This window comes from Ectothiorhodospira lacustris, from assembly GCF_022227785.1.
Lineage (GTDB): Bacteria > Pseudomonadota > Gammaproteobacteria > Ectothiorhodospirales > Ectothiorhodospiraceae > Ectothiorhodospira > Ectothiorhodospira lacustris.
In genome coordinates, this window is record NZ_JAJNQM010000026.1 from 1 (window position 1) to 24,786 (window position 24,786).

Below are 24,786 nucleotides of genomic sequence, written 5' to 3' on the forward strand. Positions count from 1 at the left end.
CATGGCGACCCGCCTGTTCCCGGAAAAAACCAGCCTTTTCCATCAAAATATCCTGCTGAGCGCGCTGGACCTGCAGGATCTGCCGTTGCCGGAGGGAGAAACTTCGCAGGCCCAGGACCCCCGCCTGATCGGCAGCGTACAGATCAGCCTGAGCAACCTGCCCACCAGCATCCAGCAGTTCCAGTGGATGCTGCAGAGCATCGCACTGATCGCTGCGGTGGTGATCGGCATATTGATCATCATTCCCCACTGGAGCCTGTCACTGTCGCGTCCACTGGAAAAGGTGGCCGCCACCGTCGCCAGGATTCAGCGGGGTGATCTGGCGTCCCGGAGCCGCGCCCGGGTGGGCGGTGAGATCGGGGTACTGCAAAGGGGCGTCAACAACATGGCGGAGAGCATCGAACGCTCCCACCAGCTGATGATTGAGCGCATCAATGCCGCCACTGTCAGCCTGCAAGACAAACTGGCGCTCATTGACGAGAAGAATCAGGCCCTCGTTCAGGCCCAGGAAGATGCAGAACTCATCAACCGGCGCAAGACCCAGTTCCTGGCCAGCATCAGCCATGAACTGCGTACGCCCCTGAGTGCCATCAAGGGTTATTCCGAGCTGTTGTGCCAGCACGGCAATCTGGATGAACAGGAACGCCACTGGGTCAATATTATCGAAGATGCCAGCCGGGACAGCCTGAAACTGGTCAACGACCTGCTGGACATCTCCCGCATCGAGGCGGGTACCGTGGCCATCCACCACACCCGTTTTGATCTCAGGCAAATGGTGCAGGAGGTCATCGGCCTCTGTCGCAAGGGTTCAGGAAGGCAGAATGTAGACATCACACTGCTCATGCATCCGGCCACCCCGGGCTGGATCAACAGTGACCCGTTGCGCATCAAGCAACTGCTGACCAACGTACTCACCAACGCCGTCAAGTTCACCAGCAACAGCCATGTCATCCTGCGCGTCGGCCCCCATCCGGATGAGCCGGGAGTCCTGTCACTGTCGGTGGAGGATTTCGGGCCGGGCATCGAGAATGAGTACCTGGGACAGATTTTCGAGCCGTTCTATCAGATCCGTCGGGAAGAGAATGCCCTGCAGGTAGGCTCCGGTCTGGGCTTGAGCATTGCCCGCGGCCTGGTGAGTATTCTCAAGGGGGAGTTGGTGGTGGAGAGCGAGCCGGGCGAGGGCTGCATCTTTCATCTGCACCTCCCGATCATCTCCGGGCCGGTCCAGCACCCCGAGGTCGTGGCCGATCACGGCCCGGAGCGGATCATCCTGCTCATTGATGATGCCGAAGTACGCTTCATTGCCGAGAGCTGCCTGGAAACGCTGGGTGTGACGTCCGAGAACGTGCTGCGGGGCACCGCCTTTCTCAAAGGGCTGGAAAGCCGGCGGGGCACCATCGGTCTGATCTGGCTTCGCCAACCCTACCAGGAATTGATCGAAACCCTCCTGCGGCACCAGCATGTGGCCAGGCGGGTGATCATGACGGCATTCGGCACCATTCCAGAGCCCCAGCTCCAGCAGCTCAGGCGCCAGGGCGTCCTGTTGATCCCGCCCTACCTCAGCCTGGACATGCTCCACGGCCACCTGAAACGGCGCTTGCGGGCAGGACTTGATCCCGAACCCGCGGAAACCGCGCCTGCCAAACCGCAGAATGAGCAACTCTCCGGACTTCGCGTGCTGGTGGCCGATGACAATGCCACCAACCGGCGGCTGCTGTGTGAGTTCGTCACCAATTGCGGCGCTCAGGTGGATGAAGCCGAGAACGGGGAGCAAGCCCTCTATCGTTATCGGGCGGACCATCATGACCTGATCCTGATGGACATGCATATGCCGGTGATGGACGGGGTCACGGCGCTCAAGGAAATTCGCCGGGAAGATCCCGGCGCCAGAATCATTGTGGTCACCGCCGATGCCCGGCAATCAGTACACAAGAGCCTCATGGCCAACGGCTTTGACCACATACTGGCGAAACCGGCCTCCCAGGACGATGTCATCAACTGCCTGACCCGATTCCCCCGTGATCTGCAGGCGCGTCAAACACTGCCTCCACCCGACAGTGAGGAAAAACTCCATGATCCGGAACGCGCCTTGCGCATGGCCGGTGGCTCCGCCGAACTGGCCAATGAACTGGCGACCCTGCTGTTCAGGGATCTGAAGCGGGCACGCCGTCAGCTCGGCGACAGCGGCCTCAAACGGCAGGTGCTGCTCAAGCTGGCCCATCAGCTCAAAGGGGCTTCCCGTTACTGTGCCACGCCCAGACTGGAAACCGCGGCCAGCGCTCTGGAAAGCGCCCTGCGCGACGGACAGGAAACCGCCATCCCCAGGCTCCGGCTGTCACTGCTCAAGGAGGTGGAGGATCTGCTCTCGCTGGAAGAAGAGATCCTCAGCCCGCCATAACCACGAACGCCAAGGCGTACTCCCGCTCGTCGGACAGGCTGATCTGGATATCCCGAACCCCGAGCCGTTCCGCGGTGAGTGCTGCAGGTCCGGACAGGACCAACAGAGGACGCCCCCGCTCGTCATGATCCACGCAGGCATCCTCAAAGCGCATGTGGGCCCCAATTCCCACCCCCAGGGCCTTTGAGGCAGCCTCTTTGGCGGCGAACCGCCGCGCCAGATAGGCGGCGGGATGGGCCGAGCCTTCAAAACCGGCATATTCCCGAGGGTGCAGGATACGCCGCGCAAAGCGGTCACCATGGCGTTCCAGCATGGACGTGATACGCACGATGCTGGTGATGTCGGTGCCGATACCGATCAGCTGCATGTCCGTCCCGCGTCCATGGCGGCCCGCATCTGCGCCACCGCCTCGCGGATGCCGCAGAACAGGGCCTGAGCGATGATGGCATGACCGATATTGAGTTCATGGAGCTGCGGAATGGCAGCAACGGCCCCCACATTGTGGTAGTCAAGACCGTGCCCGGCATTGACCGTCAGACCGATATCCCGCCCATGGGCGGCTGCCTGGCGGATCCGGTCAAGCAGTGCTTCCCGTCTTGCCGGATCGGCCTCCGACGCATAGGCCCCGGTATGCAGTTCCACCACCGGGGCACCGATGCGTCTTGCCGCATCCAGATGGGCCGGATCCGGCTCCACGAACAGTGATACCTCAATGCCCGCCTCGATCAAGCCCGCGCAGTAGTCCCGCAGACGTGCTTCGTGGGTCAGCACATCGAGTCCGCCCTCCGTGGTAAGTTCCTGCCGACGTTCAGGCACCAGACAGCAGGCCCGGGGACGGATCTCCAGGGCAATGGCATGCATCTCCGCGGTGGAAGCCATTTCCAGGTTCATGGCGGTCTTGATCACGGAGTGCAAACCGTAGACATCCGCATCCTGGATATGACGCCGATCCTCGCGCAGATGCAGGGTGATGATATCGGCGCCGGCGGCCTCAATCAGGCGCACCGCCTCGGCCAGATCAGGATAGACGGTGTGACGCTGCTGGCGGATGGTGGCGATGTGATCGATGTTGACGCCCAGGCGCAGGTGGGGAAGGACTGAAGTCATGGTGAAGCATCCGATCGCCCGCGGGCGAAGAGTTGACGTGACATGATGGGTTTTCCATCCAGATGATAATCCAGCAGCCCGCGCAGCAGGCGCTTGGCCTGGCGGCGATGGGCCACCGTATCCAGCCGATCCGTGAGCAGGGCCGCCAGGGCCTCCCCCTGGATGGTCTGGGGAGACGCCGGGGTGTCGTGGGGATTGGCCCGCCGCACTCCCGACCGGGGATCGACCCGGTAGAGTTGCTGCGGTTCCAGGGCCTCGGCTGCCACGAACTCCAGCCCTTCCCCCAGCAACTTGAGCAGCGCCAGCTCATAACGCCGCAGCACCGGTTCCAGGGCCTGGGCCGGATCACTCAGGTCGGACAGGGTCCGCGCGTAGGCGGCCAGAAACTCCGGTTGCGGAATCCGCCGGGGCAACAGCTTCACCGCCAACTCATTGACATACAGGCCGCAGACCGCGCGGTTGCCAGCCAGGGACACGCCGCCCAGATCTTCCCAGCGCGTGAGGGTGGGGAGTTCACCGCGGCCGCGCCAGGCCGCTTCCAGGGGCACAAACAGAGGCGGCCGGCGGCCGCGTTCGCGCACGCCGCGCAGGACCGCCCCCATCCGCCCCTCCGCGGCCGTCAGCAGTTCCAGCAGCAGGCTGGTCTCCCGGTACGGGCGCGCATGCAGCACGTAGGCGAGGGTGCCGGTTGTCGTCACGGCTCCACATCGATCCCCATGCGGCGGATGCCGTCGATATCGCCCTGCCAGCCCTCTCGCAGTTTCACCCAAAGCTTGAGCATCACCTTGCGCTGGAGCAAGTCCTCCAGTTCATGCCTGGCACCGGTGCCCACGGCCTTGATCATGCGGCCGCCCTTGCCGACGACGATGGACTTCTGGCTGTCCCGTTCCACCCAGATCACCGCCCCGATATGAATCGCGGTGCCGGTGTCTTCCCAGGTTTCCACATCCACCGAGGTGGCGTAGGGAACTTCCTGACCCAGGCGCTCCAGCAACTGCTCGCGGATCACTTCCGAGACCCGGAAACGTTGGCTACGATCGGTGATCTCATCGTCAGGGAATAGATGCGGCCCTTCCGGCAGCAGCGCGATGAGGGTATCCACCAGCGGGTTCACGTTCACCCCGCGCAGGGCGGACAGGGGTACGACATCATGGAAATCCAGCTTGCCGCGCACCTGGTCGATGAACGGCAGCAAGGTGTCCTTGTCCTTGAGCCTGTCCACCTTGTTGATCACCAGCACCACGGGGCGACGGCTGCCGGCCAACCAGCCGGCCAGCTGCTCGTCCCCGGGCTCCCAGCGACCGGCTTCGATCACGAACACCACTGCATCTACATCGTCCAGGGTGGCACGGGCGGTCCGGTTGAGCACCTTGCCCAACAGTTTCGGCGTGGACGGGTCCACCCCGGGGGTGTCCACCAGCACCAGCTGATCCGCACCCCGGGTGACCATGCCGCGAATGCGGTGCCGGGTGGTCTGAGGCTTGCGGCTGGCCGCCGCGATCTTCTCTCCCACCAGTTGATTGAGCAGGGTGGACTTGCCCACATTGGGGCGACCAACAATGGCCACATAACCGCAGCGGGAGGGCGTCTCGTCCGCTGCCATGGTTTCGGATTCTTCAACCAAACTGCTGTTCCTCGGTATGGGTCAGTGCCTCGAAGGCCTTGACCGCAGCGGCCTGCTCGGCCCGGCGACGGCTACTGCCTTCCCCGATTACCGAGATGTTGCGGGACTTGATATGGCAGGCCGCCTTGAAATGCTGATCATGGGGCTTGCCGGTGACTTCCAGCACTTGGTAGCTGGGGATATCCAGATTCTTGCGCTGCAACCATTCCTGCAGCCGGGTCTTGGGGTCCTTGAGGGACTCAGCACTGGGCAGGGTCGCAAACCGGCGGGCGTACAGACGCACCACAAAATCACGGGTGGTGACAAAGTCCGTGGACAGGTAAACGGCACCGATGACGGCTTCCAGCGCATCCGCCAGGATGGAATCCCGCCGGTGGCCGCCGCTCTTTCGCTCCCCGTCCCCCAGACTGAGCAGGGTGCCCATACCCTGGTCACGGGCGATCTGCGCCAGGCTGTCCTGGTTCACCAACGCGGCCCGCAGTCGGCTCAATTCGCCTTCGGGGGCCTGCGGACGCAGTGCAAAAAGATGCGCTGCAACGATGAAGTTCAGGGCACTGTCGCCCAGATACTCCAGACGCTCGTTGTGACACTGGCCGGCGCTGCGGTGGGTCAGCGCCTGCCGGAGCAAATCCGAACCCTGCAGTGATGCCGGCAGTAGTGCCTCCAACCCCTTTGCCGCCATGCCCTACTCCGACAGGGTGAAGCTGCGATCAAAACCGACCACGGCATCCACGTTGGCGATCATGGGCGTGCGTACCTCATAGCTGACCCGCAGGCTGCGTACACCGCCCTGCTCGACGATGGTCACATCATCACGGGTGACATGGGTCACGCCATTGATCTGGAAGCGGCGATCCATCTCACCCCAGAGCACGCGGATGTTCTTGCCGGCGGCACCGGACTCCGCAGAGACGTCCTTCATCACCGAAATCACCGTCATGTACTGGGTATAGACCGGAAAGAGCCGCAGCCCCACGGTCCCGATGACCACCAGCAGACCAACGATGACCAGAAAACCGATCAGACCGATCCCCGACTGTCTGTTCATGCGATTCATGATGAGCCCCCGTTGAAGGTATCTATAATGTAGTGCCATCAGATTAGCTTGATTGGAACTGCCTGCGTAAATCACCACCAAGGGTAACACTGGACAAGTCGACCGCAGCCACTCACCGTCCTTCGTCACTCACCAATCTTTATTTCGTCACTTCCCTGTTCCATCACTTCCCTATTCCATCACTCCCGCCCCTATTCCGTCACTCCCGCGAAAGCGGGAGCCAAAATCCCCAGTCCGCGACTGGATTCCCGCCTTCGCGGGAATGACGATGATCGAGGCAAAACACGACCATCACCCCATGGATTCCCGCCTTCGCGGGAACGACGGGTTCAGGACATCCCTAGCGAATGCGGGTACCCAGGCGACTGAAATCCATTTCCCTGGCACCATGATCCCAATGCATCCAGATGAACAGCGCCTTGCCCACCAGGTTCGCCTCGGGCACGAAGCCCCAGAAACGGCTGTCATTGCTGTTGTCCCGGTTATCGCCCAGGGTGAAGTAATGCCCGGCGGGAACAGTGATCTCACCTTCCACCGAAGGCCGCTCCGGCCACAACAGGACCTGATGGGACACCCCGTTGATTCGCTCTTGCATGAGATGGGCGCCGGTCATCACGGCGCCGGAGCCACTGCCCTCGTAGCGTTCGCTGAAGACCTGCTCAACCGGCACATCATTGATATAGAGCTGCTTGCCGTAAAATGCCACCTTGTCGCCGGGCAGACCCACGATCCGCTTGATGTAGTCTTCCCGCGGGTTCTCGGGATACCGGAACACCGCCACATCCCCCCGCGCCGGCAGGCCCGTATCGATGACGCGGGTCCGCAGCACCGGCAGACGGATACCGTAGCTATACTTGCTCACCAGGATGAAGTCTCCCACCAGCAGGGTGGGCATCATGGAGCCGGACGGAATGCGGAAGGGCTCGGCCACGAAGGCGCGCAGCACCAGCACGATCAGCAACACGGGAAAGAAGGAACGGGCATAGTCCACATACCAGGGCTCGGCCGGCACCATCGCCTCGCCGACGCCCCGGGCCCTGCGGGCCTTGCGCCACCAGACCAGATCGGCCAGCCAGATCAGGCCGGTCACCAGTGTTCCCAGGACCAGAATCAATTCCAGATCAAACGTCATGTGCCCTCCCCTGTCGGCACCCGAATCCTTTGCTCAAGCTTAATCCCATTCACTGATCAGTTTTTCTGATCCACCTGGAGCACCGCCAGGAAGGCCTCCTGAGGCACTTCCACACGTCCTATCTGCTTCATGCGCTTCTTGCCTGCCTTCTGCTTTTCCAACAGCTTGCGCTTGCGGCTGGCATCACCACCGTAACACTTGGCGGTCACGTTCTTGCGCAGGGCCTTGACCGTGGAACGGGCGATGACCTTGGAACCGATGGCGGCCTGAATCGCCACTTCGAACATCTGCCGGGGAATCAGTTGCGCCATGCGTTCGGTGAGATCCCGGCCCCGGTACTGGGCCTGATCACGGTGGGTGATCAGCGAGAGGGCGTCCACCCGGTCGCCGTTGATGAGCACGTCCAGCTTCACCAGCGGGGCCGCCTGGAAACGGGTCAGCACGTAGTCAAAAGAGGCATAGCCCCGGCTTACCGACTTCAGACGATCGAAGAAATCCAGCACCACTTCCGACATGGGCATGTCATAGCCCAAGGAGATCTGATTACCTACATACTGCATGCGGGTCTGCACCCCGCGCTTCTCGATGCACAGGGTGATCACCGCCCCCACGTAGTCCTGGGGCACCAGGATACTGGCATTGATGATGGGTTCGCGGATCTCCGCAACGGTATTCACCGGCGGCAGTTCCGCCGGATTATGGATGGACAACACCTCGCCGGCGGTGGTCTCCACCTGGTAGATCACCGTGGGCGCGGTGGTGATCAGGTCCAGGTCGTATTCCCGCTCCAGGCGCTCCTGGATGATCTCCATGTGCAGCATGCCCAGGAAACCGCAGCGGAAACCGAACCCCAGGGCCTGTGAGGTCTCCGGCTCGTACTGCAGGGAGGCATCATTGAGCTTCAGCTTATCCAGGGCCTCCCGCAGGTTGTTGTAGTCATCGGCGCTGACCGGAAAGATACCGGCGAACACCCGCGGCTGGACCTCTTTGAAGCCCGGCAGCGGCTTGTCGGCGGGACGGTCGGCACCGGTGAGGGTATCCCCCACCTTGGCGCCGGTGATGTCCTTGATGGTGGCGATAACAAAGCCCACCTGTCCCACACCCAGGGCCTCCCGCGGGGTGGGCTTGGGGGTGAAGACCCCCACCTGATCCACCAGGTGGGCGCGACCGGTGGACATGGCAACGATCTTCTGCTTGGGCCGAAGGGTGCCCTGCATCACCCGCACCAGGGCCACCACGCCCAGATAGTTGTCGAACCAGGAGTCGATGATCAGGGCCTGCAGGGGGGCATCCGGATCACCCTGAGGGGGCGGGATGCGGGCCACCAGGGCCTCCAGCAGATCAGGTACGCCGACGCCGGTCTTGGCGCTGACGTGCACCGCGTCCCGGGCCTCGATGCCGATGATCTCCTCGATCTCGTGGGCCACCCGCTCCGGTTCCGCGGCGGGCAGATCGATCTTGTTGAGCACCGGGACCACTTCCAGACCCTGGTCGATGGCCGTATAGCAGTTGGCCACGCTCTGCGCCTCCACGCCCTGGGAGGCATCCACCACCAGCAGGGCGCCCTCACAGGCGGACAGGGACCTTGACACCTCATAGGAAAAGTCCACGTGCCCAGGAGTATCGATGAAGTTGAGCTGATACTCCTGCCCATCCCGGGCGGTGTACATCAGGGACACACTGTGGGCCTTGATGGTGATGCCGCGCTCCTTCTCCAGATCCATGGAGTCGAGCACCTGCTCGGACATCTCCCGGTCCTCAAGCCCGCCGCAGACCTGGATGAAACGGTCTGCCAGGGTGGACTTGCCGTGGTCGATGTGGGCGATGATGGAGAAGTTTCTGATTCTGCTGATCTTGCAATCGCTGGATTGACTACTCATGGGGCCTGCTCGGAATATGGGGAACGCTGACGCACAGGGTCCCGCCATGTATCCACCGGGTTGATCAAGATTGGACTGCGCATTGTACAGGCTCGGCCGGGGCAGTAACAGCAAGGACCGTACCGGATCGCCGCAACCATTGCCTTGCAGCGCCACATGCGGTAAACCCGGCACTCACGGAATCAATGGAGACCTTCATGACAGCACAGCACCATGCTCAGGCCCGTGAACTCGCCCTGCGGGCGTTTGCACAAGACCGCGACGACATCCTCTGGCAACGGTGCCTGCTGATGGCGGATCAGGATGCGGACGCGGCCCGGTCGGCCTATCTGGAAGAGGCCACCGCCGTATTCGCGGCCGAGCTCGAGGCGCAAGCCCAGTCACGGCGCCCGGACCCGACCTGGAAACACCCGCTGATCGGTGCCATCCTCCCAGGTCTGATCGCCCTGGTGATCAGCATCCTCTTCACCCTGGCCCAGTACCCCTTCCCGTTCGTGGCGTGGTCGGTCCTGATGGGGATCTTCTTCGTGCCCTCCGCAGGCATCCTGGGGTACGTAGGGGTCTTCGCCCTACGCTACCACCTGGAACCGGGCTTTCGTATCGTGCATCGGAACAGGGCCGAGCGCATGGCGGTGATGGGGTTCATCGCCCTGGCCCTGGTGGGCGCCATCGGGACTTACAAGCTGATCTACTGGCCTTACTGAAACGGCTCAGTCCCCCGCCAGCTCCAGCCTCAGTCCCTGCTCGTCCAGGAAGTGACAGCACAGGATCTCCTCGCCGACGGCGAGGACGGGGATCTTGGCGTTGAAACGCTGTTTCAACGCCGTGTCTGCATCAATATCCACTTCACGGATGTCAAACCCCAGCTCATCCTGCAGCGAGCGCAATTCTAAGGACATGCGCTCGCACAGATGACAGCCTTCCCGATGATAGAGGATGACTTCCGGCCTCATTCCGGCACATCCAGCGGTAGCCAGATAGGCCCCTGGGCACGCTGTACCAACACCCGGGCGGAGCGCCCCGGGGGCAATGCCTCCACGACTTCCCGCATCTGCTCCAGGGACTGGATGGCGTGGCTGTTGATCATCAACACCACATCGCCCCGGCGGATACCGGCACGCTGGGCCGGCCCGGACTCGATCTCGGTGACCAGCACGCCCCCTTCGGCCAGTTCCAGACGCTCACGCAGTTCATCAGGCACGTCCTCCAGATGCATGCCGAACGGCTTGAACCCGGGCTGTTCCGGAACCGGGGGCGGGGTCCCGGACCGGGCCAGATCCTCTTCCGACGGCAGCTCGCCGATCACCACCTCAACGGTCATGGGCTTGCCGTCACGCAGGATCTCCACCTGGGCCGGTCCGTCGATGGGCGCCCGCCCGACAATGGGAGGCAGCGCTGAGGACCGGGGGACCTCGACGCCATTGAAGCTGAGGATCACATCGCCGGTACGCAGTCCCGCAGCCTGGGCCGGACTGTCGGGCAGCACGCGCGCCACCAGCGCCCCGGTGGGACGCTCCATGGCGAAGGAATCCGCCAGCTCCCGCGTCACTTCCTGAATAATCACCCCCAACCAGCCACGACTCACATAACCCTTGTCCCGCAGCTGATTGACCACGTCCAGGGCCACTTCGATGGGAATGGCGAAGGACAGCCCCATGAAGCCACCGGTCCGGCTGTAGATCTGGGAGTTGATACCCACCACCTCCCCGTCCATGTTGAACAGCGGACCGCCGGAGTTGCCCGGGTTGATGGCCACGTCGGTCTGGATGAAGGGGACATAGCTTTCACTGGGCAGGTTACGCCCCTTGGCGCTGACGATCCCCGCCGTCACCGAGTGATCAAAACCAAAGGGCGAACCGATGGCCAGCACCCACTCACCCACCCGCAAACGCTCGGAGTCGCCCAGGGTCAGGGTCGGCAAGTCCTGGGCCTGGATGCGCAGGACCGCCACATCGGTACGAGGATCGGAACCGATCAACTCGGCGATGAAGGTGCGCCGGTCACTGAGTCGCACCTCGATCTCATCCGCGCCCTGGATGACATGGTGATTGGTGACCACGTAACCGTCCGCCGAGATGATGAATCCCGACCCCAGCGAGGTGCTGTCAAGGCCCCGTGGCAGCGGTGTACTCCCGCCCCGTTCGCCGAAGAATCGGCGCAGCAGATCGCCGAAGGGGCCATCCTCCGGCAGGCCTTCGGGCAACTGCAGCGGAGGATGACCTCTGGGCAGCTCCACGGCCCGCGAGGTACTGATATTGACCACCGCCGCACTGTTGGCCTCCACCAGGGGCACGAACTCGGGAAGCCCGCGGGCGTGAATGGGGTTTGCGACCGTGCACAGGGACACAAGCAGGATCAGCAAAAAGGCACGCAGACGTTGGCTTGTTGTCTTCATATCGAACTCGCGAATGTGAGGGACCGCTTCCATACGCCGGTCGCGGAAAATGGAGATGGGCTCAAGGAGCAAGCACACCATGGATCCGGATGGCCGGTGGCCCGAGACGGCGAACCACCACCGGCTGATAGCGGGGATCCCTGCGGATGCGCCGGGTAAACCAGCCGACGGCAGCCAGCCCCGCCAGCAAACCCAGCAAACCGGCCGCCACCACCGGCAGTTCACTCTGGCCGGACCACAGCCACTGCCCCAAGGCGGCAAACACCAGCATGAACAGCAGGGGCAGGATATAGACCGCCAGCGAACCGCGCACCAGGGCCGATTCCTCCAGCCCGACGATCACCTCATCACCGAGGCTGACCCCGACAGGATCGATGACCCTCACCTGGCTGCGCCGCTGACCGAACAGCTTGGCGATCACGCTGGTGCCGCAGCCCTGCTGGACGGAACAGCTTCCACAGGCGGTCTTGCGCTGGGTCTCCACCCAGGCAAACCCGGCCTCATCTACCGCAATCACGCGAGCATTCTCTTCGATCACCGACCATCCTCCCCATCATGAAATACCGATTCGGCAATCAGCCGCACGGTGGCTTCGGGCACTTCTCCAAGGACCGTCACCTGATACTCTTTCCAGGGTAGGACCGCGGCATGCAGGGCGCCGGAACGGGTCACGCCGCGCAGGCGCTCTTCCGAGCGATCCGTGCGCGTCACGAAGATGGACACCGTCGCCAGACCGTCGGTCAGGATCATGTGCTGCACCGGATGGGGGCCGGCCGCCATGAGCCGCTTGCTCACGCCGGTAACGCGGAAGCCCGGGGGCATCTCGCCCACGTGCCAGCGGGGATCCGGCTCCATGAAATGGGTCTCGGCAGGGGGCGTCTCCATGGGCCGCGCAGTCACCCCTTTCCCCTGCATGCGGGGCCGCAGGCGATCATCGGCCACCCGGGCGGGAAACTCGATCCGGGTGAACATGAATTGCTCGAAGATGCGCCCTTCCCGGCTCAACAGCCGTGACTGCAAGAGCATTCCGGTGGGCTCGTGGATACACAACTGCCGCCCATAGCGGAGATGGTCCTGCGGCAGGATGGCCAATTCCCGGCAAGGCAGGCCGGCAACCCGCTGCCGGTCCCCCAGACGCAGGCGGTAGCTCTCGCTCAGACCATCGAGCCCCTGGCGGATGGGAAGCACCCCGGGCAGGCCCAACAAACTCTTGCCCGGGTCCAGACACAGGGCAGGGTCCAGATCATCGGGGCGAACACAGATGATACTGTCCGCGTCCTTGATGATCTCACGAGGATAACCGGTCAACGCTACCAGTCGTTCCCGGGAACCACGCTCGTCCCGGGCATGGATGATCTGCATGGTTTCCATGCGCTGGTCGTGGGCAAAGACGAAGGTTCCCTCGTAGTTGAGTTCGTCCACGGCCCGGGCCATCTTCTCCAACAGCGCGTGGGCCGCCTGCTCCGAGGCGGCCGCCGTCGCGGTGGCCAGCAGCGCCGCCACCAGACACATCAGGTGCAGGCGCCGCAACATGGACTCAGTCACCCATGAAGCCGTGCCCGACCGTACGGGCATAAGGCGGTACCGGCCCCCGTCCCACCGCCGACTCCGCATGATTGATCAGATAGCTGCTGAAACGGGCGTCACCCATGTCGATGCGCAGGATCTGCTGCCCGCCATACTCCAGCGGCGAGTGCTGCACCTGGGCCGCCCGCAGATCAGGATCCAGCATGGATTGCAGGGCATTGCGCTGGCCGGCATCCCACTGGGCCGCACGGATGGTCGGTTCGGAACCCGCCAGGACGGGCTCCATGGCCGGGTCGGCGGGATCGCCGGTGAAGTTCTGCAGACCCACCAGGACCGCCACGGCCACCGCGGCAGCCATGCCCATGCCGGCCACCGGCTTGAGCAGGCGCCCCTGCAAGGTCCGGGAGACATAGGCTGCCGGCTGCGGTTCCTCGGCCACAGCGGCCATGATGCGTGCGGAAAAGTCGGGAGGCGCAGTGCGATCCAGATTACCCCGCATGACGTCGCCGATCAGATGATAGCGACCCCAGCGGGCAAGATCCTCCGGGTTCTTTGCAAGCTCATCCAGCAACCGGCGGGATTCAAAGGCCTCGGCCTCGTCGTCCACCAGCGCAGAGAGTCGTTCCTCTTTCGTGGTTGTCATGATACGTCTCGCTCTTGAAAGCACATTTAATCAAGCAATGGCCGCAAGACGCGATCGATCGCCTCCCGCGCCCTGAAAATCCTGGAGCGCACTGTACCGATGGGGCATCCCATGGTCTGCGCAATCTCCTCGTAGCTCATCCCCTCCAGTTCACGCAGGGTGATGGCCGTCCTCAAGTCATCCGGCAACGTGCTGATGGCGCTCTGCACGGCCAAGCGTATTTCCTCGGACAGCAATTCCCCTTCCGGGGTTGCATATTCCTTGAGGGCGGATTCTCCCACCATCTGTTCCGCATCCTGGGCATCCACCTCCACATCGGGCGTCCGGCGGCTCTGAGAGACCAGATGGTTCTTGGCCGTATTGATGGCGATCCGGTACAGCCAGGTATAAAAGGCGCTTTCGCCCCTGAAGTTGGCCATGCCCCGATAGGCCTTGATGAAGGCCTCCTGGGCGACATCGAGTGCCGTGGCAGGCTCGTGCACATAGCGAGAGACCAGGTTGACGATCTTGTGCTGGTATTTCTGCACCAGCACATCGAAGGCCTTCTTGTCTCCGGCTTGAACACGTTTGACCAGTTCCTCGTCGGTTACTTTATTGCCCATTCGGGCACTCCCCCTCTGAGGGCACGTCCTGTACCCTAACTGCGATGGACATGAAAACCCTCGTTAAGTTCTTGCAAATGACGCCCAAACTACACCATGCTCCCGACATTCCCGGGAATTCATGGCACAGGTCAATTTGTCAGTCTGCCCGGTGCGTGTAACACTGCAAAAAACCGTGACAAAATAACTCAGATCGAGACATCGCCTCAAGCGAGCCCCCCACTCGGACACCGGCTTTTCTTACCAAAACCCATCCGACCGTCCCCTCCCGGGCTGAGGCTTTTCCGGAGAAACCATCAATGCAAGATTCGCCCCAGGCGGGGGTCCGCAAATCCATGGACGTCCTCATCATCGGCAGTGGCGCCGCCGGCCTGAGCCTGGCCCTGCACTTGGCGGCGGAGCAGCGCGTGGCGGTGCTGAGCAAAGGCCCCCTCAGTGAGGGCAGCACCTACTATGCCCAAGGCGGCGTCTCTGCGGTGCTGGACCGCCATGACTCCCTGGAGGCCCATGTCCGCGACACCCTTGATGCCGGCGCCGACCTGTGCGACGAAGCCGCCGTGCGTCATACCGTGGAGCACGGGCCGGAGAGCATCCAGTGGCTGCTGGATCTGGGCGTCCCCTTCACCCGGGAACCCGGAGATGACGGCAGGGTACAGCTGCACCTGACCCGGGAGGGCGGCCACAGCCACCGCCGCGTGGTCCACGCCGCCGACGCCACCGGCAAGGCCATCGAAAACACCCTGGTGGAACAGGTCCGGCGCCATCCCAACATTACGCTGTTCGAACACCATATCGCGGTAGACCTGCTTACCAGTCACAAGCTCGGCCTGGAAGGCCCACGACGCTGCCTGGGCGCTTATGTGCTCAACCTCAGGTCACACCAGGTGGAGATCTTTGCCGCCCCCTTCGTGGTCCTGGCCAGCGGCGGTGCCAGCAAGGTCTATCTCTACAGCAGCAACCCGGACGGCTCCACCGGTGACGGCATCGCCATGGCCTGGCGGGCCGGCTGCCGGGTGGCCAACATGGAATTCATGCAGTTTCATCCCACCTGCCTGTTCCACCCTAAAGCCAAGTCCTTCCTCATCTCCGAGGCGGTCAGGGGCGAAGGCGGCAGGCTGTTGCTGCCCGACGGCACCCCCTTCATGGAACGCTTCGACCCCCGGGGGGAGTTGGCCCCGCGGGATATCGTCGCCCGGGCCATCGACCATGAAATGAAACGCCTGGGCGCGGACTGCGTCTATCTGGACATCTCCCACCAGCCGGCGGACTTCATCAAGTCCCACTTCCCCAACATCCATGAACGCTGCCTGGAATATGGCTTCGACATGACCCGGGACCCCCTGCCGGTGGTGCCCGCCGCCCACTATACCTGCGGCGGGGTGATGACCGATCTGGCGGCCCGCACCGATCTGGCTGGACTCTATGCCATCGGTGAAGTGGCCTGCACGGGCCTGCACGGCGCCAACCGCATGGCCAGCAACTCCCTGCTGGAATGCCTGGTATTTGCCCGCTCCGCCGCCCAGGACATGGGCCGGCAGCGTCCGGCACCGGTACCGGTGGACCGGATCCCGGCCTGGGACGAGAGCCGGGTCACCGATTCGGACGAAGAAGTGGTGGTAGCCCATAACTGGGAGGAGCTGCGCCGTTTCATGTGGGACTACGTGGGCATCGTCCGTTCCAGCAAGCGACTGCAGCGGGCACAGCGACGCATCGGACTGCTGCAGGGTGAAATCCATGAGTACTACAGCAACTTCCGCGTCACCAATGACCTGATCGAGCTGCGCAACCTGGCGCTGGTGGCGGAGATCATCATCCACAGTGCCCAGAGCCGCCGGGAAAGCCGTGGCCTGCACTACACCCTGGACTACCCGCAGACCGACCCGGCCCTGGCCGGCAAGCCCACCGTGCTCGGTCCATCGGATTCCACTGCCTGAATCAGGAGACATGCCATGAGCGAGGATACGCCGCGCATCATCGAACCCCTGGCCCTTGAGGCCAGGCTGCAGGATCAGCGTCTGCGAATCGTTGACCTGAGCCAGGCCGACCTCTACGCCGGCGGCCACGTACCGGGGGCCGTTCACCTGGATTACGGACGCATCGTCACCGCCGCCGGACCCGTCATGGGACTGCTGCCGGACGTCGCCACGCTGCGCGCCATCCTGGCGGAACTGGGCATCGGTCCGGATACCCACGTGGTGTGCTACGACGAGGAAGGCGGCGGCAAGGCCGCCCGCTTTCTCTGGACCCTGGCGGTGTGCGGCCATGAAGACCTGTCATTGCTCAGCGGCGGACTGGCGGCCTGGTCAGCGGCGAATCTGTCCACCACCACCCAGCCCGCCCCGGAGGCACCGCCGCTGAATCTGGAATACCCTCTCGCCTACGGGAATGTGCGGGTTGCCGACCGGGACTGGATCATGGCCCATCTACGGGATGAGGAAGTGATTCTGATGGATGCCCGCAGCAGCGATGAATTTACCGGCCGGGTGGCCTACGCGGCCCGGGGCGGCCACATTCCCGGCGCCATCTCCTTCGACTGGGTCCGCTGCCTGGATCTGGAGCATCACCGTCGTCTGCGTCCTGAAGAGACACTGCGACAGGCCCTGCTGGAGCAGGGCATCACCCCGGAAAAGGAGATCGTCGTCTACTGCCACACCCACCACCGCTCCGCCCTGAACTGGCTGGTGCTGGAGCACCTGGGGTATGAGCGGGTGAGAGGCTATCCGGGCAGCTGGTCCGACTGGGGCAACCGGGACGATACCCCCATCGAAACCTGAAGCCGCCTACACCTTGAGCATGTGCTCACGATAGTGGCGCAGCTCGGCGATGGAGTCGCGAATATCCTGCAGGGCCTTGTGGGTGGCATCCTTGGACAGGCTGTTAAGCACCCCCGGGGCCCATCTGCGGGCCAGTTCCTTCAGGGTACTCACGTCCAGATTGCGGTAATGAAAGAAGGCCTCCAGGTCGGGCATGCAGCGGTACAAGAAGCGCCGGTCCTGACAGATACTGTTACCGCACATGGGGGATGAGCGCGGCGGCACGAACTGCTTCAGAAACCGCAGGGTTTCCTGCTCCGCCTCCACCTCGTTGTACAGGCTCATCTTCACCCGATCCAGCAGGCCGGAGCGGCCATGGGTATTGCGGTTCCAGTCATCCATCCGACTCAGGATCTCTTCGGTCTGGTGGACGGCGATCACGGGGCCCTCCGCCAGCAGGTTCAGCTCCTTGTCCGTCACGATGGTGGCAATCTCGATGATGTAGTCGGACTGCGGGTCCAGGCCGGTCATTTCCAGGTCGATCCAGACCAGATTCTCCGGATTGGGATTCATGGGCTTCCTTTGTGCCGTGACGGCACGCTCTGAGCGTTCATTGCAAGAGGCTCGCCGCCGGGGGGGGAACGCCGGTAGCGCGGCCACAGTCTACACTGTACATGAGCGCATTTTCGAGGCCGGGCCTGCCCGCCGCCGAGAAAGGAGGAATCCCCCATGAGCCAGCTCCATGACCGACACTGCGTCCCCTGCGAGGGTAGCACCCCACCCATGGACAAGGTGGACATCCAGAGTTTCATGAAGTCCCTGTCCCCGGACTGGCGGGTGGCTGACGAAGGCCATGCCATTGAACGCACGTTCCGGTTTCCCGATTTTCATCAGACCATGGCCTTCGTCAATGCCGCCGCCTGGGTGGCCCACCGGGAAGATCACCACCCGGACCTTCAGGTAGGCTATGATCGTTGTCTGGTGCGGTTCACCACCCATGCCATCGGCGGCCTGTCGGAAAACGACTTCATCTGCGCCGCCCGGGTGGACCGCTTGCTGGAAGACTGAATCGGACATCAACCTGGGACGGCAATGAAAGCATCCAGACCCGGCAGGGTCATCACCCGCTTTGGCTCACAAGTGCTGGTGGAAGACGAGGACGGCCACGTCCACCGCTGCACTCCCCGCCGCAAGCTGGAACATGTGGTCTGCAACGATGCCGTGTCCTGGCACCCGGAGCACAGCGGGGTGGGCGTGGTCACCGACATCCGCACCCGCGGCAACCTGCTCGAACGGGTCGATCCCCGCGGGCAGCGCAAGAACATCGCCGCCAACGTGGATCAGGTGGTGGTCGTCACCGCCGCCGCCCCGGCCCCGAGCTGGCCCCTGGTGGACCGCTATCTGGTGGCCATAGAGCGGTTACCGGCCCGGGCGCTGATCCTCTACAACAAGGCGGACCGGCCTGACGCGGACCCGAACGGCACGGCAGCGGCCCTGAAGGGCTACGAGGCACTGGGTTATCCGGTCCTCAGGACCAGTGTGTCAAATGGTCAGGGCATGGAGGCCCTCAGGGCCTTCCTGGCCATGGGCACCAGCGTACTGGTGGGCCAGTCCGGAGTGGGCAAGTCCTCCCTGATCCAGGCGCTGCTGCCGGATCTTGAGATCCGCATCGGCGCCCTGTCCGAACTCAGCGGCGAAGGCCGCCATACCACCACCAACGCCACCGTCTACCGCCTGCCCTGCGGCGGCGCCCTGATCGATTCACCCGGCGTACGCGATTTCACCCCCGGCCCGGCCCCCCGACGGGAGTTGGCGGAAGGTTTCGTGGAACTCAGGGCCCTGGCCCCGGAGTGCCGGTTTCACAACTGCAGCCACACGGTGGAGCCGGGCTGCGCGGTGAAGACCGCCCTGGACGAAGGAAAGATCGACCGGCGGCGATATGAAAGCTACCGGGCGTTGCTGGAGGCGGCCGAGGCCTAGAAACCAAGCCCCCGCCGCGGCATCATCGATCAGCCCGGAGGCCAGGCCATCTGGCGGCCACCCAGCACATGCATGTGCAGGTGATAGACCGACTGACCGCCGTCCGCATTGCAGTTGATGACGGTGCGAAAGCCGTCTTCCACCACCCCGGCCTGGCGGGCCATTTCAAGCCCCACCCACTGCATGTGACCCACCAGGGCCATATCGGCCTGGGCCATGTCGGCAATGGTGTCGAAATGCTGCCTGGGAATCACCAGCACATGCAGCGGGGCCTGGGGGTTGAGGTCACGAAACGCCACCACCCGATCGTCCTGGTAAACGATGTCCGCCGGAATCTTGCCATCGGCAATCTTGCAGAAGATGCAATCAGTCATGTCCTTCAACTCGTTGATGGCCGACCTAAAGATCACGCCGGCCTGAAAACGCATGAGAGAGCGTACCGCGGTCCACGTACTCCAGTTCGCCGCCCAGCGGGATGCCATGGGCAATACGGGTGGCACGCACCCCACAAGCCCGAGCCATGTCCGCGATATAGTGGGCGGTGACCTCCCCTTCCACTGTGGTACCGGTAGCCAGAATCAGTTCCCGGATCTCGCCTTCGGCCAGACGGGCCTCCAGTCGGTCCAGGCCTAGCTCCTCCGGACCGATACCGTCCAGGGGAGAAAGCTGGCCCAGCAGTACGTGGTATTGACCGCGAAAGCCTGTGGCCTGCTCGATCGCCAGCAGGTCCGCCGGGGTCTCCACCACACACACTGAGCCTGGGTCCCGCCGGGTATCGGCGCAGACCCGGCAGAGTTCATCCTCGGTCAGGGTGCGGCAGCGCCGACAATGGCCGATACGCTCGGCCGCCTGTTTCAGCAGTTCGGACAGCCGCAGCGCCCCTTCACGGTCCCGCTCCAGCACATGCAGGGCCATGCGCTGGGCCGATTTCGGACCCACACCGGGGAGGCAGCGCAGTGCCTCCACCAGTCGATCAAGAAGGGGCGCCCCGTCCATGGATCAGAACGGCAGCTTAAATCCGCCCGGCAAACCCATGCCCTGGGTGACGGCACCCAGATGTTCGCGGGTCATGTCTTCCACCTTCTGTACCGCGTCGTTCATGGCGGCCGTCAGCAGGTCTTCCAGCATGTCGCGATCTTCTTCCAGTACGCTGGGATCGATGGTCACCCGGCTCACGGAATGCTTGCCGCTCATGACCACGCTGACCATGCCGCCGCCGGCCTGACCGGTCACTTCCATCTCGGCCAGTTCGGCCTGGGCACGGGCCATATCTTCCTGCATCTTCTGGGCCTGTTTCATCAGGTTCCCAAGTCCGCCTTTGAGCATATCAATCACCTTTCTAGGGTTCAGTTAATCTAGGGAGGCGTAGTGTAAAGCCTCCCGGTGCATGAAACACGCGCCTGCGCTCAATCTCCCTCCACAGGGCGTACGGAGCCGGCCACCAGCTCCGCATGGAAGCGGGCCTTGATGGCTCCCGCCACGGGGTCTTCATCCATATCCTGCTCGGCGGCCTGCTGCCGCCGGGCACGGGCACGGGCCGCCGCCGCGGCCGGCGTATCCGAAGCGGGCCGACCCAGCCGGATGCGCACCCTGACAGGCCGACCCAGCCGGGACTGCACGGCGGTCTCCAGCCGCTGCTGGGACATCGCCGTCTTCAGATGATCATACTTGGGCTCCAGGCTCAGCAGCAGCTCCTGACCGTCGTAGCCTTCCAGGGCACAATGACTCACCAGCTGCCCGGCCACCGCACCCAGGCCCAGCGAAGGCACCAGAGCCCCCCAGTCCAGATGCTGTGCGGCATCGGCCTGCGCAGGGTGCGGCGGCACGGGCGCTGTCGGCACCGGTGCCTCCTCTGTCGGAGCGGGCGGCACCACGGCCGCCGGGGATGAGCCCTCCTCGTCCAGCCAGGGTGGCGGCTCGGGCATGTCCGGCTCGACCGGCCCTGGCGGTGCACTGCGTTGACGGGGCGTCGGTATCGTTTCGGGGACCGCAGCGACGGGGTCGGCCGCGGCAGCCGGTGCCGGTGCCGGTGCCGGTGCCGGTGCCGGTGCCGGTGCCGGTGTGCCGGCCGCAGACCCACCTTCCAGTTGCGCCAGGATATCACTGGGGCGTCGGGGCACGGATCGCGGCTCCGACACCTTCGGTTCGGCCCGGGGTGGCGACATCGGTTTTACGACCGGTGTCTGTAGCCGGTCGGATTGAACCTCGACCGGACGAAAGGCCAGCATGCGCAGCAGGATCATTTCCAGGCCGCTGCGGGGCTCAGGCACCAGGGGCAGGTCCCGGCGGCCGATCAGGGCGATCTGGTAGTAGAGCTGCAGGTCTTCCGGGGTCAGACACCGGGCCAGTTCTGCCAGGGCTTCCCGTTCATCGGGCAGGTTGTCCAGTACCTCGGGCACCTGCTGGGCCAAGGCCAGATGATGCAGCAGGGTGATCAGCTCGGCCAGTACCGCCCCGTAGTCCGGCGAGTGGGAGGAGAGCTCATCCACCACGGCCAGCACCGCCCGGACATCGGCAGCGGCCAGGGCCTGGAGCAGCCGCAGCAGATGATCCCGGGACATGGACCCGAGCATCTCCCGCACCTCCTCCGCCCGCAAGGCACCATCACCAAAACCGATGGCTTGATCCAGCAGGCTCAGGGCATCGCGCATGCTGCCCGAGGCGGCACGGGCGACCTGCAGGACGGCGGCGGGCTCGGCCTCGATGGCCTCACTTTGCAACACCTGCTGCAGGTGATCCGCGATCATCTGCGCCGGCATGGCCTTGAGGTTGAACTGCAGACAACGGGACAGGATGGTGACCGGCAACTTCTGGGGATCAGTGGTGGCCAGCAGGAACTTTACATGGGGTGGCGGCTCTTCCAGGGTCTTGAGCAGGGCATTGAAGCTGTGAGTGGAAAGCATGTGCACTTCGTCGATCAGGTAGACCTTGAAGCGGCCCCGGGTGGGGGCATAGGGCACGTTATCCAGCAGCTCCCGGGTATCCTCCACCTTGGTACGGGAGGCCGCATCCACCTCGATCAGATCGATGAAGCGTCCGGCATCGATCTCACGACAGGCACCGCACCGACCACAGGGGGTGGCAGTCACGCCCGTTTCACAGTTGAGGCACTTGGCCAGAACCCGGGCAATGGTGGTCTTGCCCACCCCCCGGGTGCCGGTGAAGAGGTACGCATGGTGCAGCCGGTCCTCGCGCAGGGCGTTGGACAGGGCACGCACCACATGGGGCTGCCCAACCAGTTCCTCGAAACTACGGGGGCGCCACTTGCGGGCCAGGACCTGATAGCTCATGAATCTCGTTGCGGTTGCCGGAAAGGGTCATACGCCGCACCGGCCAAAGGCAGCGGGTACGAGCGGCCATGATAACGCAGCCGGGGCCTCAGGTGGTGCGGCGATGGGGGCCGGCATCAGGCGGGCAGCACGACGATGCCGTCCTCGTCGGCGAACAGGCGGTCACCGGGCTTGAAGCCGACCCCGGCGAATTTCACCGGCACGTTCACCTGGCCGACCCCCAGCTTACGACTCTTGAGGGGATGGGTAGCCAGGGCCTTGACCCCCAGTGGCAGACCAGCGCAGGCACGGGAATCACGGATACAACCATACATCACCACCCCTGCCCAGCCATTCTTGACCGCCAACACCGCCAGCTGATCCCCCAGCATGGCGCAGCGCAGTGAACCGCCGGCATCCACCACCAGCACCTTGCCGCGCCCATCCTCCCCCAGCATCTCCCGGACCTTGGTGTTGTCCTCGAAACACTTGAGGGTCACGATCTCGCCGGAAAAGGCCCGCTCGCCGCCAAAATCCCTGAACAGCGGCTCTGCCACCTGCAGACCCGGATGATCCTCATGTTCATCGCACAGGTCCGCCGTCCCCTGAAAACTTGCCATTTCGGAAGCCATTGCCCATCACCCTTTGCGAAAGTGTAAAAAAAAGGCCGTACCGCCATGAAGCGAGTACGGCCCGGCCGGTTCACGGCGTGTCCCGGAACGCCCTTGAAGGGCATCCGGGACGGATGACATCAACCGTGGAACTGCTCTTCTTCGGTGGAACCGGCCAGCGCCTTGACGCTGGAGGAACCGCCCTGGATGACGGTGGTGACTTCATCGAAGTAACCGGCACCCACTTCCTGCTGGTGGGACACGAAGGTGTAACCACGCTCGCGGGCCTTGAACTCCGGCTCCTGCACCATTTCCACGTAGTGCTTCATGCCTTCGCCGCGGGCATAGTTGTAGGCGAAGTTGAAGGTGTTGAACCAGTTGACGTGGATACCCGCCAAGGTGATGAACTGGTACTTGTAGCCCAGCGCGGACAGTTCATCCTGGAACTTGGCGATGGTCTTGTCGTCCAGGTTCTTCCTCCAGTTGAAGGACGGGGAGCAGTTATAGGACAGCAGCTTGCCGGGGCATTCGGCGTGCACGGCCTGGGCGAACTCACGGGCGAAGCCCAGGTCCGGGGTGCCGGTTTCGCACCACACCAGGTCGGCATAAGGGGCGTAGGAAACGCCACGACTGATGGCCTGCTCCAGGCCGTTCTTGACCCGGTAGAAGCCTTCCTGGGTCCGCTCGCCGGTGAGGAAGGGCTTGTCATTCTCGTCGTGATCGGAGGTGATCAGGTTAGCGGCTTCGGCATCGGTACGGGCCAGCACGATGGTGGGCACGCCCATGACGTCGGCGGCGAAGCGGGCGGCGATCAGCTTCTCAATGGCTTCACGGGTGGGCACCAGCACCTTGCCACCCATGTGACCGCACTTCTTCACGGCGGCCAGCTGGTCTTCGAAGTGCACACCGGCGGCACCGGCGGCGATCATGTTCTTCATCAGTTCGAAGGCGTTGAGCACGCCGCCGAAACCGGCCTCGGCATCGGCCACGATGGGCAGGAAATAGTCCACATACCCTTCGTCACCGGGGTTGATACCGCGGGACCACTGGATCTCATCGGCGCGCTTGAAGGTGTTATTGATGCGACGCACCATGGTCGGCACGGAATCATAGGCATACAGAGACTGGTCGGGATACATGGTCTCGGAGGTGTTGCCGTCGGCGGCCACCTGCCAGCCGGACAGGTACACGGCTTCCAGACCGGCCTTGGCCTGCTGCATGGCCTGACCGGCGGTGATGGCACCGAAGGCATTCACATAGCCCTTCTTGGCCTCACCGTTGACCCGCTTCCACAGCTTTTCGGCGCCCATGCGGGCCAGGGTGTACTCAGGCTGAACGGAGCCACGCAGGCGCACCACTTCAGCGGCGGTATAACCACGCTTCACATCCTTCCAGCGCGGATTGTTGGCCCAGTCCGCTTCGAGCGCCTTGATCTGTTCTTCTCTGTTCATGTTGCCTTGGTCCTCTGTGATCTCTGAGTCGTTTTGCCCGTTTGAACAGGCGATACTGCTCGGAACATGCATTGTGCCGATGGTTGGGCTCAAGTCCCAGCATTCCAGTTAACCATTCAGCGCGAAGGCAGCAAGCGTAGTCCAGAAATGACTGTATGCGTAAAATAAATTTCAATATTCAATATTAAATAATTAAATGCTTATCGAATTTTGGGGCAAACCGGTTAAATACTGATGGCTGCCCGATGCCCCGCAACTCACGACGCACGGCGAAATTGGGCGCCCTACCAGGGTAAGAATGTAGTAGATTTCGTCCATTGCCGATCGTCACCCGCCCAGCGACCACAGGTAGCCAGA

General features: G+C 63.4%; 27 protein-coding genes. 6 read left to right on the top strand and 21 right to left on the bottom strand.

Annotated elements, in window-relative coordinates:
• The coding region (locus LQ952_RS06835) for a response regulator (RefSeq protein ID WP_238621908.1) at window positions 1-2,398 on the top strand (2,398 nt) is incomplete at its 5' end.
• Here LQ952_RS06835 and acpS read toward each other — a convergent pair.
• From acpS to lepA, 8 genes are all read right to left on the bottom strand, one after another.
• Window positions 2,385-2,765: a holo-ACP synthase gene (acpS, locus tag LQ952_RS06840; RefSeq protein ID WP_238621909.1), complete on the bottom strand. Its 381-nt coding sequence runs from the start codon at window positions 2,763-2,765 to the stop codon at window positions 2,385-2,387. The genes LQ952_RS06835 and acpS overlap by 14 nt on opposite strands.
• Window positions 2,756-3,505, bottom strand: a complete 750-nt coding sequence (locus LQ952_RS06845; RefSeq protein WP_238621910.1) for a pyridoxine 5'-phosphate synthase — start codon at window positions 3,503-3,505, stop codon at window positions 2,756-2,758. Before LQ952_RS06845 ends, acpS begins: the two co-directional genes overlap by 10 nt.
• Window positions 3,502-4,203: a DNA repair protein RecO gene (gene recO / locus LQ952_RS06850; protein WP_238621911.1), complete on the bottom strand. Its 702-nt coding sequence runs from the start codon at window positions 4,201-4,203 to the stop codon at window positions 3,502-3,504. The genes LQ952_RS06845 and recO overlap by 4 nt, the downstream gene beginning before the upstream one ends.
• Window positions 4,200-5,108: a GTPase Era gene (gene era, locus LQ952_RS06855; RefSeq protein WP_430733395.1), complete on the bottom strand. Its 909-nt coding sequence runs from the start codon at window positions 5,106-5,108 to the stop codon at window positions 4,200-4,202. The genes recO and era overlap by 4 nt, the downstream gene beginning before the upstream one ends.
• 13 nt (window positions 5,109-5,121) lie before the next feature.
• Window positions 5,122-5,811 carry a ribonuclease III gene (rnc, locus tag LQ952_RS06860; protein WP_238621913.1) on the bottom strand — a complete coding sequence of 230 codons (690 nt, stop codon included), beginning with the start codon at window positions 5,809-5,811 and terminating at the stop codon, window positions 5,122-5,124.
• Between the two features lie 3 nt (window positions 5,812-5,814).
• Window positions 5,815-6,186, bottom strand: coding sequence for a DUF4845 domain-containing protein (locus tag LQ952_RS06865; protein WP_238621914.1), 372 nt, complete (start codon window positions 6,184-6,186; stop codon window positions 5,815-5,817).
• A gap of 340 nt (window positions 6,187-6,526) precedes the next feature.
• Window positions 6,527-7,318 (bottom strand): signal peptidase I, encoded by a 792-nt coding sequence (gene lepB / locus LQ952_RS06870; protein WP_238621915.1) that lies wholly within the window; start codon window positions 7,316-7,318, stop codon window positions 6,527-6,529.
• 56 nt (window positions 7,319-7,374) lie between these two features.
• On the bottom strand, window positions 7,375-9,198 hold the full coding sequence (gene lepA / locus LQ952_RS06875) for a translation elongation factor 4 (protein ID WP_238621916.1): 1,824 nt from the start codon (window positions 9,196-9,198) through the stop codon (window positions 7,375-7,377).
• A 197-nt stretch (window positions 9,199-9,395) separates the two neighbouring features.
• Between lepA and LQ952_RS06880 the strand changes: the two genes are divergently transcribed.
• Window positions 9,396-9,902 carry a hypothetical protein gene (locus tag LQ952_RS06880; RefSeq protein WP_238621917.1) on the top strand — a complete coding sequence of 169 codons (507 nt, stop codon included), beginning with the start codon at window positions 9,396-9,398 and terminating at the stop codon, window positions 9,900-9,902.
• A 6-nt stretch (window positions 9,903-9,908) separates the two neighbouring features.
• On the opposite strand, the gene LQ952_RS06885 is transcribed toward LQ952_RS06880, so the two are convergent.
• The 6 genes from LQ952_RS06885 to rpoE all read right to left on the bottom strand — a co-directional run bounded on the left by LQ952_RS06885 (window position 9,909) and on the right by rpoE (window position 14,365).
• On the bottom strand, window positions 9,909-10,151 hold the full coding sequence (locus LQ952_RS06885; protein WP_238621918.1) for a glutaredoxin family protein: 243 nt from the start codon (window positions 10,149-10,151) through the stop codon (window positions 9,909-9,911).
• Window positions 10,148-11,593: a DegQ family serine endoprotease gene (locus LQ952_RS06890; protein ID WP_238621919.1), complete on the bottom strand. Its 1,446-nt coding sequence runs from the start codon at window positions 11,591-11,593 to the stop codon at window positions 10,148-10,150. Before LQ952_RS06890 ends, LQ952_RS06885 begins: the two co-directional genes overlap by 4 nt.
• Window positions 11,594-11,654: 61 nt before the next feature.
• Window positions 11,655-12,131, bottom strand: a complete 477-nt coding sequence (locus LQ952_RS06895; protein ID WP_238621920.1) for a SoxR reducing system RseC family protein — start codon at window positions 12,129-12,131, stop codon at window positions 11,655-11,657.
• The gene (locus LQ952_RS06900) at window positions 12,128-13,138 is read right to left on the bottom strand and encodes a MucB/RseB C-terminal domain-containing protein (RefSeq protein WP_238621921.1); all 1,011 of its coding nucleotides are present in this window, start codon (window positions 13,136-13,138) and stop codon (window positions 12,128-12,130) included. The genes LQ952_RS06895 and LQ952_RS06900 overlap by 4 nt, the downstream gene beginning before the upstream one ends.
• Window positions 13,131-13,763 carry a sigma-E factor negative regulatory protein gene (locus LQ952_RS06905; RefSeq protein WP_238621922.1) on the bottom strand — a complete coding sequence of 211 codons (633 nt, stop codon included), beginning with the start codon at window positions 13,761-13,763 and terminating at the stop codon, window positions 13,131-13,133. The genes LQ952_RS06900 and LQ952_RS06905 overlap by 8 nt, the downstream gene beginning before the upstream one ends.
• 26 nt (window positions 13,764-13,789) lie before the next feature.
• Window positions 13,790-14,365 carry an RNA polymerase sigma factor RpoE gene (gene rpoE, locus LQ952_RS06910; protein WP_238621923.1) on the bottom strand — a complete coding sequence of 192 codons (576 nt, stop codon included), beginning with the start codon at window positions 14,363-14,365 and terminating at the stop codon, window positions 13,790-13,792.
• Window positions 14,366-14,664: 299 nt separating this feature from the next.
• Between rpoE and nadB the strand changes: the two genes are divergently transcribed.
• Complete coding sequence (gene nadB, locus LQ952_RS06915; protein WP_238621924.1) at window positions 14,665-16,299, top strand: L-aspartate oxidase; 1,635 nt, start codon at window positions 14,665-14,667, stop codon at window positions 16,297-16,299.
• Window positions 16,300-16,314: 15 nt separating this feature from the next.
• Window positions 16,315-17,139: a sulfurtransferase gene (locus LQ952_RS06920; RefSeq protein ID WP_238621925.1), complete on the top strand. Its 825-nt coding sequence runs from the start codon at window positions 16,315-16,317 to the stop codon at window positions 17,137-17,139.
• Window positions 17,140-17,145: 6 nt separating this feature from the next.
• On the opposite strand, the gene orn is transcribed toward LQ952_RS06920, so the two are convergent.
• Window positions 17,146-17,691 (bottom strand): oligoribonuclease, encoded by a 546-nt coding sequence (orn, locus tag LQ952_RS06925; protein ID WP_238621926.1) that lies wholly within the window; start codon window positions 17,689-17,691, stop codon window positions 17,146-17,148.
• A 156-nt stretch (window positions 17,692-17,847) separates the two neighbouring features.
• Here orn and LQ952_RS06930 point away from each other — a divergent pair, with 156 nt between their 5' ends.
• On the top strand, window positions 17,848-18,186 hold the full coding sequence (locus LQ952_RS06930) for a 4a-hydroxytetrahydrobiopterin dehydratase (RefSeq protein ID WP_238621927.1): 339 nt from the start codon (window positions 17,848-17,850) through the stop codon (window positions 18,184-18,186).
• 24 nt (window positions 18,187-18,210) lie between these two features.
• Window positions 18,211-19,098 carry a ribosome small subunit-dependent GTPase A gene (gene rsgA / locus LQ952_RS06935; RefSeq protein ID WP_238621928.1) on the top strand — a complete coding sequence of 296 codons (888 nt, stop codon included), beginning with the start codon at window positions 18,211-18,213 and terminating at the stop codon, window positions 19,096-19,098.
• A gap of 29 nt (window positions 19,099-19,127) precedes the next feature.
• Here rsgA and LQ952_RS06940 read toward each other — a convergent pair whose 3' ends face one another.
• From LQ952_RS06940 to aceA, 6 genes are all read right to left on the bottom strand, one after another.
• Window positions 19,128-19,472: a histidine triad nucleotide-binding protein gene (locus tag LQ952_RS06940; protein ID WP_238621929.1), complete on the bottom strand. Its 345-nt coding sequence runs from the start codon at window positions 19,470-19,472 to the stop codon at window positions 19,128-19,130.
• A gap of 25 nt (window positions 19,473-19,497) precedes the next feature.
• A complete protein-coding gene (gene recR / locus LQ952_RS06945; protein ID WP_238621930.1) occupies window positions 19,498-20,094 on the bottom strand; it encodes a recombination mediator RecR in 597 nt (198 codons plus the stop codon).
• Window positions 20,095-20,097: 3 nt separating this feature from the next.
• Complete coding sequence (locus LQ952_RS06950; protein ID WP_238621931.1) at window positions 20,098-20,424, bottom strand: YbaB/EbfC family nucleoid-associated protein; 327 nt, start codon at window positions 20,422-20,424, stop codon at window positions 20,098-20,100.
• Between the two features lie 80 nt (window positions 20,425-20,504).
• A complete protein-coding gene (dnaX, locus tag LQ952_RS06955) occupies window positions 20,505-22,388 on the bottom strand; it encodes a DNA polymerase III subunit gamma/tau (protein WP_238621932.1) in 1,884 nt (627 codons plus the stop codon).
• Window positions 22,389-22,504: 116 nt separating this feature from the next.
• On the bottom strand, window positions 22,505-22,999 hold the full coding sequence (gene rraA, locus LQ952_RS06960) for a ribonuclease E activity regulator RraA (RefSeq protein ID WP_238621933.1): 495 nt from the start codon (window positions 22,997-22,999) through the stop codon (window positions 22,505-22,507).
• Between the two features lie 119 nt (window positions 23,000-23,118).
• Window positions 23,119-24,429 (bottom strand): isocitrate lyase, encoded by a 1,311-nt coding sequence (gene aceA, locus LQ952_RS06965; protein WP_238621934.1) that lies wholly within the window; start codon window positions 24,427-24,429, stop codon window positions 23,119-23,121.
• Between the last annotated feature and the right edge of the window lie 357 nt (window positions 24,430-24,786).